Annotated in this window: 9 protein-coding genes and 1 pseudogene; 7 read left to right on the plus strand and 3 right to left on the minus strand. The window is 54.1% G+C overall.

The annotated features are described in order from the left end of the window. Positions 1-225: 225 nt before the first annotated feature. Positions 226-1,410, minus strand: a complete 1,185-nt coding sequence (locus tag ABYP39_RS13915; RefSeq protein WP_372783100.1) for an autotransporter outer membrane beta-barrel domain-containing protein — start codon at positions 1,408-1,410, stop codon at positions 226-228. A gap of 268 nt (positions 1,411-1,678) precedes the next feature. On the opposite strand from ABYP39_RS13915, the gene ABYP39_RS13920 reads away from it, so the two are divergent. The 3 genes from ABYP39_RS13920 to ABYP39_RS13930 all read left to right on the plus strand — a co-directional run bounded on the left by ABYP39_RS13920 (position 1,679) and on the right by ABYP39_RS13930 (position 3,654). Next, positions 1,679-2,161: a Dps family protein gene (locus tag ABYP39_RS13920; RefSeq protein ID WP_372783102.1), complete on the plus strand. Its 483-nt coding sequence runs from the start codon at positions 1,679-1,681 to the stop codon at positions 2,159-2,161. 577 nt (positions 2,162-2,738) lie between these two features. Beyond that, positions 2,739-3,182, plus strand: a complete 444-nt coding sequence (locus tag ABYP39_RS13925) for a hypothetical protein (RefSeq protein ID WP_372760466.1) — start codon at positions 2,739-2,741, stop codon at positions 3,180-3,182. A 13-nt stretch (positions 3,183-3,195) separates the two neighbouring features. Continuing rightward, the gene (locus ABYP39_RS13930; protein ID WP_372760468.1) at positions 3,196-3,654 is read left to right on the plus strand and encodes a PleD family two-component system response regulator; all 459 of its coding nucleotides are present in this window, start codon (positions 3,196-3,198) and stop codon (positions 3,652-3,654) included. Here the strand turns inward: ABYP39_RS13930 and ABYP39_RS13935 are convergent, their stop codons facing one another. Together ABYP39_RS13935 and ABYP39_RS13940 are read right to left on the minus strand one after the other, a co-directional pair. Continuing rightward, positions 3,655-4,449, minus strand: coding sequence for a tyrosine-protein phosphatase (locus ABYP39_RS13935; RefSeq protein WP_372750393.1), 795 nt, complete (start codon positions 4,447-4,449; stop codon positions 3,655-3,657). Between the two features lie 99 nt (positions 4,450-4,548). Beyond that, a complete protein-coding gene (locus ABYP39_RS13940) occupies positions 4,549-6,921 on the minus strand; it encodes a TonB-dependent receptor (protein WP_372763822.1) in 2,373 nt (790 codons plus the stop codon). A gap of 210 nt (positions 6,922-7,131) precedes the next feature. Between ABYP39_RS13940 and ABYP39_RS13945 the strand changes: the two genes are divergently transcribed. The 4 genes and pseudogenes from ABYP39_RS13945 to ABYP39_RS13960 form a co-directional block, all read left to right on the plus strand. Continuing rightward, entirely contained in the window at positions 7,132-7,986 is an 855-nt protein-coding gene (locus ABYP39_RS13945; RefSeq protein ID WP_372748237.1) for an alpha/beta fold hydrolase, read from the plus strand. A gap of 91 nt (positions 7,987-8,077) precedes the next feature. Next, positions 8,078-9,250 (plus strand): annotated as a pseudogene (locus tag ABYP39_RS13950) (acyl-CoA dehydrogenase family protein); the annotation flags it as partial. 27 nt (positions 9,251-9,277) lie between these two features. After that, on the plus strand, positions 9,278-9,955 hold the full coding sequence (locus ABYP39_RS13955; RefSeq protein ID WP_372748235.1) for a glutathione S-transferase family protein: 678 nt from the start codon (positions 9,278-9,280) through the stop codon (positions 9,953-9,955). Positions 9,956-10,154: 199 nt separating this feature from the next. Continuing rightward, positions 10,155-11,098 (plus strand): acyl-CoA dehydrogenase family protein (locus ABYP39_RS13960; RefSeq protein ID WP_372783104.1); only part of this gene is annotated, 944 nt, incomplete at its 3' end.

The raw sequence follows: 11,098 nt of genomic DNA on the forward strand, positions 1-11,098 counted from the left end.
CTCCAAAATAGCCCCGAAAACAGCTGCTGGAGGCGCTCAAACCCGCCTTTGGGGCGTTGCGGGGGCTAGTTGGGGCGCCCAGCAAGCCGGCGCGGCAGGTATTTCTCACGCTTGGTTCTTTCTGGGTGCTTTTCACTAATAGGGTGCTCCCGACCCCGGCGGCGCCAGTTGGCCAGGCGGTATGCCTGGCATCATCAGCGCACCGAAATTCCTGCACCGCGGGCATTAAAGCTCTTTTCGAAACCCCAGCGTACCGCGGTATTGGTCATACTCGCTGTTACCGAATAGCTGTTCGTAATCCAAGTAGAGTGACCAGCCCTGAGCCAACAGTGCGACCACACTGAGTCCGGCACGTACATAGCTCTTATCCGGATCGTCGCCGGCGAGGGTAAATACTGTACCGCCGCTGTCATTGACAAAGATGGCATCAACCTCCTCGTCGTCGCGTTCAAACTCGCGCTGGTAGTCTGCGCGCAGTTGGGTGGAAATGACGCCAAAATCAGTACTGAACGCTCGTTGGAGGCTGGTTCCCACAATGCCTAGTAAGGAATCCTGTTTATAGCGTTTGTAGCGCATGGCCAGGCCGCTGTTATTAGTGTCTTTCTCTCGGTAGCTGTCGGTGGTGGTGTTTACGTGCATTACGCTTGTCTGCGGGCTCACGCTCCAAGCCCCCAGCTGGATACTTTTCCCCGCGCGCACATGAAGCGAGAGTCTCTGACCGTCAGCGTCGGCTTCCGTACTCACATCCAATTGTGAGACCCGCGACGATGGCTGGTATACCGAGTTGCGCTCGAAGTCGTGGGACAGGTCGGTATAGCCAATACTGGCATCAGCGAACACCCCTGTAGAGGTGGTGTATTGCGCAAAGCCAGTTATCGCAATGCCGTCAGTTTCATAGCGACCCGCCCGTGGTTGGGGGGTGAAGGGTGAGCCCGAGGGTTCAAGGGCGTCGAACTCGAGTTCGCTGCGCTCAAAGGAGAGTATGGCCCCCGAGACCAGTTGTTCCGAATGGCGGTAATCAAACGTCATGGCAAAGCTGGATATGTCTGCCGTGTAGCCTCGTTCGGCGTTGCTCCCGTCTCGATCATCGGCGTCGAGTTCCCCGGTGCTGATGTTGAAGGCGACACTTAACGGGCCTATTTTCAGAAGCTCGCCGCTGTCCAATGCCTTTGACTCGGCCGTCAGCAGGCTTGCATCGCCTGCGCTGAGCATCTGGCTTGGAGTGAGCGATGATTCACTGTCTCCCGAGAGGTTGCTGCCCGTAGGGCCGCTGCACCGAGTGGCCATGTTGCCTGTGGCGTTGCTACAGGCCTGATCAAAAAAGCTCTGGAATTGTGGGTTGGCTGCCTGTGCGCTGCTAGCTGCAAACACACTCACCCAGGTTAGATGTCGGATCAGAATGTTATTCATCTTATATCTCCCCGGTTAACGTTGGTTTCCCATTACCACCGTGTGTGCTCTTTTTTTTGTGTAAGTGCACATTTTCTAAAAATAGCTTATTAGCAAAAAATGGCAATCGTTGGGTGCGTTTTTAAGGCGCGCGACGTATTACGTAGATCGATGTTTCGTCATAGGTTTTTTCAATCGCCATGATCGATAAAAGCCATTTTTTCTAAGCTTTGGCCTATGTTTACACTGTTCATCAAGGTTGAAAAAGATAGAGAGCAAGGAGGACATTATGAGAAATACTGCACCGGCTATAGATATCGGGATTGAAAAGCAGCGTCGCACGGACATCGCCAAAGGCCTCTCACTGCTATTGGCTGACGAATACACGCTGTATCTGAAAACCCACAATTACCACTGGAACGTAACCGGCCCGATGTTCAATACACTGCACAAGATGTTTGAAGAGCAGTACCTTGAACTGGCACCGGCGATCGATGAAATCGCCGAGCGAATTCGCACGCTCGGTGAGCCAGCGCCGGGATCCTACAAAGAGTTTGCGCAGCTCTCGTCGGTGTCAGAAGCATCGGGTCAGGAAGATGCAGAAGAAATGATTCGCGAACTGGTGCTCGCGCGGGAGGCCGTGGTGCGAACCGCGCGCAAGATGTTACCTGCAGTAAATGAAGCCGATGATGAGCCCACCGCAGACCTGCTGACCCAGCGTATGCAGGTTCACGAAAAAACGGCCTGGATGCTGCGCAGTCTGCTGCAGTAACGTCGTTGCCTCACAGCCCGCCGTCGGTGCACGGCGGGCTTTCTAGAACACTTATAGAAACGCTTCCCCAACCGCCCCCACCTTATTTTGAATTCATTGCCGCTTGATTACGACAGTATCGCCGCAGAAGTTTAGTGGCGTATCAGGAAATAGTGCGGGTACTTTATGCAGCCGCGAAATGGATGGTTGGCGCTGTTGGGGTGGCAGTTCGATGCTGTTGAGCGTATCCACCGCCTGGCTTCAGGTTAGTCACACCCGTTCAATGCGGCTGCAAGAGGAAGTAGGTCGAGCGCAGCCGATGATCACAATGCCTCAGTTGCGGCGCTGCGAACCAATGGAGTGATTCTCAGGCAAGCATTTTAGCGCTCAGGCCCTTGTGCTCGAGCACGCTTTCGCTTTGCTTTGCAACTTGGATTGCATTTTGCGATGCAATTGAGCCAGGTTTTGCGATTAGGACAATCGAGTGCCGATAACTCTTTGTAAAATAAATAGAAAAACAAATTTATCGGTTTTGGCCTCCAGTTTGCAACGAAGGTTATGTCATCAGACATGAGCAAACCCAAAAGAGGTTACTACCATGAAAGCGAATGTAGAGCGTGCTGATGAGGGGGAAAAGGGTGTCGTTTTGATTGCAGACCGGGCGCTGGGGCGCCGTCTGACAACTAAGCGTTTCCTTGAGGAGCAAGGTTATCGTGTTATTGCGGTGGGCAGCGGTGCTGAAGCTCGCTTGACCTTGCAAAACAATAACGTGGCAGCCTTGCTTGTAACGCGGCAGCTGCCGGATTCGAGCGGGTTGGAAATTGCCAAAGATCTTTCGTTGTTCTCCTTAAGTGGGCGTCCCTATGTTTTGTTGATGAACGAGGCACACGATACGCCTGTCAACGCGGCGCCCGGGGTCGACGATATCATGGCCGCAGAAAGCCGCAGTGCAGAGGAGCTGCATTTGCGATTGCGGCGTGCGTTCCGCTGCCGCGCCTATTGGAGCGGGGGCTCGTTTTCCAGCTCTTCTCTGGTCGCCTAGCGGAGAATGAGTGATGAATACTACACCTAATGAATCCGCAGCCATTTACACCGCGCTGGTCGTAGACGACTCTCTGGCGGAGCGCGAGCGAATCAAGGTGCTTTTGGGGCGGCGCGGTGTGAATGTGGTTTGTGTCGGCGACGGCGAGCAGGCACTGAAGTGTCTGAAAAAACCTTTGTTCGATATCGTGTTGTGTGACTGGGAATTGCCCTGTGTCAGTGGTTTGGATATTTGCCGGGAGGTGCAGCAGATGCCGCTGTCGAGCAGGCCTTACTTTGTCATGATAACCGGACGCTCACAGCGTGTGGATCTTATTGCGGCGATGGATGCGGGGGCCGATGATTTCATCCGCAAGCCCCTCTGGGAGGAGGAATTGCGGGTCAGGCTGTCACTGGCAGCGCAGATTATTGCCTGGCGCCGGGTGGTAAAGCAGGCTGGGCTGACCGACGCCGTACAGCAATCCTCGCAATGATTACTCGACGTAACGAGCTTTCAGCTTTTGCCGCAGTGCGCGGTTGATGCCCAGTTCCTGTTCTAGGTAGTGATCCGTGGAGTCGTAGTGCTCTTCAATCGCGTTGAAAGCCGCATTTAGATATTCCTCGCGGGTGTCCATCAAGGCATGAAACACGCTCAAGTCAGTCTCTGGCGAGTTGTCCATATACTTTCCGGCCAGATATTCCAGCTCGCCCTTTGGCGGGTAGTACTGGGCTGTTAGCAGGTAGTCTTCCATGATGGTTTCGCGCGGTACATCCAGGGCGGCGAGTATCAGGGCTGCGGCAAAGCCGGTTCTGTCTTTGCCTGCCGAGCAGTGGAACAGGAAGCCGCCATCTTTGGTGTCGAGCAGCAGTTCAAACATCCGGCGGTAAGTGTGAGTCTGTTTAAGCGCCAGTTCACGGTTGATCAACACCATCCATTCGAACATCTGTTCACCGCTCACCTGGGTGAACTCTGTCTCGGCAATAGAGCGGGTGTGGTTGCCTGGTGAAATGGCGAGGTTGTGAATCGCTGCGTTGGCGAAATCGCCCAGGTCTGTGACGTCTTTCAGATACTCGTCTTCGCGCCGGAAATCGCAGATCACGCGCAGGTTAAATTGCTGTAGCGTGGCTTTGTCACTGGGGGTCAGGGCAGATAGTCGGCCGGCCCGGAAGATACGGCCCCAGCGGGTAGTGCCCCCGTCTGCGGTCGCGTATCCGCCCAAATCGCGGATATTGGGCGCGCCTTCTAGGTCGAGGCGGCGTTGGAAGGTGTTGGTTTGATCAGCGCTCATGGTAGTCGTCAAAAAATAGTTTAGTCCTCTAGTGTAACGCCTATGGATAAAAAAAGGGCAGCCCGAGGGCTGCCCTTACCAAATGGTCACCTTTTCAGGTTAGAAGTCGTAGCGGGCGGTAATGCCTGCAGTGCGGGGTTGGCCGACGCGGTAGCCGACGCGGGCGCGTCCTCCACGCTCGCGGTCAAGTGACTGGCGAACATTCTCATCCGTCGCGTTATTTACAAACAGAGCAATATCCCAGTTTGCGGTGCGACCACCAAAGCGGAGGTTGACGGTCTGGTAGCTATCCAGATCACTGTCGAAGTTAAAAGTTGATTGCGTACCGCCGCCAACGTTTTGGAACAGGCTTACCGTACCTGCGCCAGCAGTCTGATCATTAATCTGTGTATAGCGCGCTCCGACACTCTGGAAGGCACCAGTCACATAGCCTTCCCAGCCTTCCGTGAGTTCAAAGAAGTAAGTGCTGGTCAGGGCCAAACTGTAGTCTGAAGCGGTAGGCAATTCATTGCCATCCTCGATACCTGCCAGAATAGTAACATTCCCACCGCTATCAGTTGACGTGACAGTCGAGTCGAGCTCGGCATCGATATAGCTTGCAGCCAAGCTTACTTCCCAGTTGTCGGTGGGGCGAGCGGCGATCTCGATCTCAATACCTTGGGAATGAGCATCTTCGACGTTGTACACGATTCGTGATGAGCATGTACCAGCGTCAAGGGTTGCCTGCAGGTTTTCTATGTCAGAATAGAACGCGGAGATGTTAAAGGTGCCTCGACCTCCAAACGCAGTAGTTTTGGCGCCAATTTCGTAGTTTATGACTTCTTCATCGTCGAACTCATTAAAACCACCAAATGTTGCGGCATCCTGCGGAGTACAAAGGGCCGTATTTATTGGGTCGTTGATACCACCCAAGCGAAAGCCTTTGGCTACTTGCGCATTAAGCATGACATCGTCGTTCAAGTCGTACCGTGCAAGAATTCGAGGTGATACGCCACTGCTATCGGTCTCACCAGGCACATCGATTGTTCTAGTTGCAAATGAGCCGTCGAAGGTCAGTATCCGGTCTTCTTCGAAGTCGAACCAGCGAGCGCCCACCGTCAGGTTGAGTCGTTCGGTTACGTCATATGACATTTCGCCAAATACTGCAAACTGCTTTAGCTCGTAGGGAATGTCGGAATAGTAGAGCTCGTCGGTGCTGGCGCGAGGGCCTGCTGTGGGGGCGAACGCGGTACCACCATTGGCTTCGTAGCCTGCGACTACCAGGGACTGACCATAGTGACGGTCGATTTCCGAGTAAAACACACCGGCTACCCACTGCAGTTGACTCTCGTCATTGGACGCCAAACGAAACTCTTGGGTCGCAACTTCTACTTCTGTCTCATCAGCCAGCGGCGCATCCAGCGTGTAGATCGTTTCGGACTCATTGGCAGATCCACCTGTGATACTAGCCGTGAGTGCGGTGGCATCGCGCAGCACAAGCACATCGCGGTCTGTCCAGGATGTGATGGAGGTGAATAGTAGTTCGTCAGTGCTGTAGTTGACGGTCACATCAGCAAGGAAAAACTCGTCTTTAAACTTCTCTTGCAGCTGCGTGTACTGCTCGCGCTCGTCCATATCAATGGCGGGGCGTGTGGTAGTAAAGGGGTTTGCCAAAATATTGTAGTGGTCTTCGCGGTTGAAACCATCCATATCGATGTTCTGATATGCCACTCTAGGGGTAATGCTGAGCTTGTCATTTGGCTCAAACTTGAGCGCGATTCTCGCCCCTTCGCGGTTGCCGCTATTGACGTCTTTCTTCATGCCACCATTTGGCTGGTGAGCATCAATGTAACCAGCGAACTCCTCGGCATAAGCGACTGCGCGAATAGCGAGAGTATCACTTAGAGGAATATTGACATGTCCTTTCAGGCTGCCGCCCCACTCGCCGTCTGTTACGTGTTGGGCTGTACTGCTGATTGAGCCTGAAGTTTCAGCTAAATCTGGCTCGTTACTAATGTAACGAATAGTGCCCGAGAGAGAGCCAGAACCGAACAGCGTGCCCTGGGGGCCACGAAGCACCTCTACGCGGTTGGTGTCATAAAAGTCCAGATCAGGCGTAAAAAGGGACAGTGAGATAACTGATTCGTCGAGATATACCCCGGCTTGCTCCTTCACTCCGGGCTGATCTCGGACTATCTGTCCCGCAGAGATACCGCGGATGGCGACCTGGCTTTGACCGGGGCCTAAATTCTGTACCGCCAAGCCGGCTACGCCATCAGCCATCGTTTCGAGGTTGGTAGCACCTGAACGGCGCAGCTGACCTTCAGTTTGAGCAGCGATAGAAAAAGGTACATCCTGCAGCGTTTCAGAGCGCTTCCGCGCGGTGACTACAACTTCTTCCAGTACAGCTTGTTGATTTTGGGCAATACCCGGTGAGGTATAAGACGCAGATATCGCGGCAATTGCCGCAGCTAAAGGCAGGTGTTTTCTCATTATGGTCTCCCCGTGAAAACACATTATTGTCTGCACCCCAATGGGGCGCAGGATTTCGAGCCCTACATTACAAAAAATGGGCACAAGTTTCCATGCCTATGTTTACGTTGTTTCATACGGAGAATCAATAGCTTGAATTGATTTCATGATTGCTTCACAGCAGCCCGAGAGTGTGTACCATACAGGCTCTTTAAATTTTGCGTTGAGATTATGAGTGAGTTGGATCTGCCACCGTTGAGTCGTCGCGCCCTGAAATGGGGCAAGGGAGAGGCAAAAGCCGTATTTTTGGCTGCCAACGGTTTTCCGGTCCGAAGCTATGACTTCCTGTTGAAAGGCTTGTCGGATCAATGGCCTTTGCTCGGCTTGGAAAACCGTGGTGTTTGGGATAAGAAAATACCGCCGGAGGGTTTTAACTGGCATGGCCATGCCGAAGATCTGCTAGCATCTCTTGAGCCGAGGGCGATAACACTGCCGACGATTGGCATTGGCCATTCCATCGGCGCTACGGTGACTGCGCTGGCAGCGCGTCGTCACCCGGAGCGATTTCGCGCTCTGGTGTTGATTGATCCGGCAACGGTGCCCGGGCGCTGGCTGCCCTTCTTGGTTCGCCTGGTCCCGGCATTGACCAAACGCATGGAGCTGGTGACCCGTACCCGCAATCGCCGGGAAATCTGGCCGGATTCGGATGCCTTTGTGGCTTACCATCGGGAGAAAGCGGTGTACCGCAGCTTCACGGAGCAAGCGATGGCCGACTATGGTGCCGCCGCCCTGCGTAGTCAGGGTTCTGGCTACACATTGGCGTATAGCCGAGAGTGGGAAGCCCGGAATTTTCAACACACAGCGGTCTTCTGGCCGGTGGCACGCAAGCTGGAGGTTCCAACCCTGATTTTGCGTGGAGAGACGTCCTATCTGCATCCCCAGGCGGAATTTGCCCGCAATCAGCGGCGGTTGCCTGCCCATATCCAAGCCATCACGGTGCCCGGAGTTGGGCATATGCTGCCTCAGGAGGCGCCTGAGCAGGTGCTCATTGCTATTGCCGACTGGTGCAGACAGCAGGGGTTTTAATTCCAACATTTTTGGCGCCATCTCCCAAGTTTGCTGGGAAAACCCCGCTACACTGAGCATCGATAATAAGCGTGTGTCCAAAGGAGATACCATGTCGCTGTGTTTCGACAGTGCCCGCCTGCACAACCCGCATCTGACGCCTGAGCACGAAGCCTGGCGCACCCAATTACGCAAATTTCTTGATACTGAAGTTGTCCCCTATCTCGATGAATGGGAGGAGGCCGGAAAAATTGCAGATGAGCTCTGGCCCAAAGCCGCCGAAATTGGTCTGCTGCAGCTAGGCTATCCGGAGGCCTACGGTGGCATCTCTGAAGGTATCGATGCCTGGCACGTGGGAATTGCCAATGAGGAGCTTACCCGTGCCGGTTCTGCCGGTGGCCTTGCCAGTAATCTGATGATTCACGGTATTGGCCTGCCGCCGGTGGTGCACTTCGCCAGAGAAGAGATCAAGAAGCAGGTTATTCCGCCAATCATGGCGGGGCAGAAGCGCATTGCGTTGGGCATTACTGAGCCTTCGGGTGGATCTGATGTTGCCAATATCACAACCACCGCACGCCGTGAGGGTGATTACTACATTGTGAATGGCAGTAAGACCTTTATTTCCGGTGTGATGGGCGCGGATTGGGTAAGCACCGCCGTGCGTACCGGCGGTGATGGCGCGCGCGGTGTGTCTATGCTGCTGATTCCCACTGATCTTGAAGGGGTCTCGCGCACGCGTCTGGATCGCAAACAGGGTTGGTGGTGTGCGGAAACTGGCACCATCTATTTTGATGAGGTGAAGGTGCCAGTTGAAAACCTGATTGGTGAAGAAGGCCAGGGCTTTCTCGTGATCATGAGTAACTTCAATGCGGAGCGCATCGGCCTGGCGGTGACCATGGAAGCGGCTTCGCGGGTTTGTCTTGAAGAGGCGGTGGAGTGGGCGCAGCAGCGAAAAACCTTCGGCAAGCGGCTGGCTGACCATCAGGTCATTCGCCACAAGATTGCCACCATGAAGCAGAAAATCAATGCCACTCAAGCCTATTTGCAGCACGTAACGCTGGCCCACATTGAAAACCGATTGAGCCCGGGCGACCTGGCATTGGCTAAGGTTCAGGCCAGTGAAACCATGGAATACTGTACGCGTGAAGCCAGCCAGATACTGGGCGGGGCCTGTTACCTACGCGGTAACCGGGTGGAGCGTTTCTACCGAGAAGTGCGTGTCAACGCTATTGGCGGGGGCAGCGAAGAAATAATGCGTGATCTTGCCGCGCGTCAATATCAATTGCAGGTCAACCGGATAGTAGGAATAACGATGAGTAAACTGAAACTCTGGCACAGTTACAGCGCTCGCTCCTTGCGACCGCTGTGGGCGCTTGAAGAGATGGGGCTGGACTATGAGCTGGTCTTGTTGCCGTTTCCACCGAGGGTCTTTCAGCGGGACTACCTTGAGACCAACGCCTTGGGAACGGTGCCTTTTTTTACTCACGGTGAGGTAGAGATGACCGAGTCTTCCGGTATTTGTCTTTATCTGGTGGAGAGATTCGAGCGCTTTGACTTTGGGGTTAAAGTAGATCAGCCGGAATACGGCGACTATCTCAATTGGCTGTTTCACTCGGATGCAACCCTGACTTTCCCGCAGACCATTGCGCTGCGATATTCCCAGCTCGAAGCTAAAGATCGACGCCTGCCGCAGGCGGTAGAAGATTACAGTACCTGGTTTATTAAACGTCTCAAGAGGCTGAACGCCCACCTCGAGGGGCGCGAGTTTCTCTGCGATAACCGTTTTACCATCGCCGATATTGCCATTGGCTATGCGTTATACCTGGGGGAAAGCCTGGGGCTTGATCAGTTTTATGAGCCGGTTGTTCGGGACTACTGGCAGCGCTTGAAAGCGCGCCCGGCTTTTGTAAAGGCGGAAGCCGTTGGCGCAGAGCAGGCGTTGTTTAAGCCGGTAAAGTATCCGTTTACCGATGCGCCCGAGTTGTTTTAAGCCCGATTTTCCGTAAGCGCTCGTCCGCAAGCCTGCGGGCGGTGCGTCGAGCAATTGCCAGTAAGGCTGGCTCCCGCTGGACTTTGTTTGATTGGTGGGAGCTTGCCTGCAGGCGAAAAGGTTAGCCATCAAATGTTCACCCGTCGCGTTGGACAATAGCCAGGTGCGACAGGAATGCCAATATAACAAGGAGAGCACCATGCGTTTTACTGAAGAACACCAAGCCATTCGTAACACGGCAGCCCAGTTTATCGAAAAGGAGATCAACCCCTTTGCGGATGCCTGGGAAGAGGAAGGGATTTTCCCGGCGCACCAGGTGTTTAAAAAGCTTGGCGACCTTGGCCTTCTGGGGATCAACAAGCCTGCCGAGTATGGCGGCATGGGGCTCGATTACAGCTACCAGATGGCGTTTATTGAAGAAATGGGCCTGATAGCCAGTGGCGGTGTGTCGATGGGTATCGGTGTGCAGACCGATATGGCTACGCCCGCGCTGGCCAAGTTTGGCAGCGAAGCGCTGTGCAAGGAATTCCTCGTGCCAGCCATAGCAGGCGATGCTGTTTTCTCCATTGCGGTGAGCGAACCCCATGCAGGCTCTGATGTGGCTGCGATCAAAACCACTGCGCGCAAAGATGGTGATGATTATGTGATCAACGGCACCAAAATGTGGATCACTAACTCTACCCAGGCGGATTACCTGTGCTTGCTTGCCAATACCAGCGACGATAAACCGCATCTGAATAAGTCGCTGATCGTTGTGCCGACCAATGCGCCGGGTGTTTCCTTTTCAGCGCGCCTGAACAAGCTCGGTATGCGGTCATCGGATACTGCGCAGGTGTTTCTGGATGATGTGCGGGTACCGCAGCGCAATCGCATTGGTGAAGAAGGGCAGGGCTTTGTCTATCAGATGCTGCAGTTTCAGGAAGAGCGGCTGTACGCGGCAGCGGGTGGTCTGAAGAGCATGGAATACCTGATTGAAAAAACCACGGAATACACCCGGGAGCGAAAGATTTTTGGCAAATCGGTGCTCGACAATCAGGTGGTGCACTTCCGTCTGGCCGAGCTGCTAACCGAAGTGACTGCCCTGCGAGCCCTGACCTACGATGCTGTAGAAGGCTATATCAATGGCGAAGATGTCACTATGAA

The organism is Litorivivens sp., assembly GCF_041625495.1.
GTDB lineage: Bacteria > Pseudomonadota > Gammaproteobacteria > Pseudomonadales > Spongiibacteraceae > Litorivivens.

Bases quoted from the DNA above. Each gene is read 5' to 3' on its own strand.
- ABYP39_RS13925 (WP_372760466.1), top strand. From the start codon at position 2,739: ATGAAAGCGAATGTAGAGCGTGCTGATGAGGGGGAAAAGGGTGTCGTT.
- ABYP39_RS13935 (WP_372750393.1), bottom strand. From the start codon at position 4,449: ATGAGCGCTGATCAAACCAACACCTTCCAACGCCGCCTCGACCTAGAA.
- ABYP39_RS13915 (WP_372783100.1), bottom strand. From the start codon at position 1,410: ATGAATAACATTCTGATCCGACATCTAACCTGGGTGAGTGTGTTTGCA.
- ABYP39_RS13945 (WP_372748237.1), top strand. From the start codon at position 7,132: ATGAGTGAGTTGGATCTGCCACCGTTGAGTCGTCGCGCCCTGAAATGG.
- ABYP39_RS13940 (WP_372763822.1), bottom strand. From the start codon at position 6,921: ATGAGAAAACACCTGCCTTTAGCTGCGGCAATTGCCGCGATATCTGCG.
- ABYP39_RS13930 (WP_372760468.1), top strand. From the start codon at position 3,196: ATGAATACTACACCTAATGAATCCGCAGCCATTTACACCGCGCTGGTC.
- ABYP39_RS13955 (WP_372748235.1), top strand. From the start codon at position 9,278: ATGAGTAAACTGAAACTCTGGCACAGTTACAGCGCTCGCTCCTTGCGA.
- ABYP39_RS13920 (WP_372783102.1), top strand. From the start codon at position 1,679: ATGAGAAATACTGCACCGGCTATAGATATCGGGATTGAAAAGCAGCGT.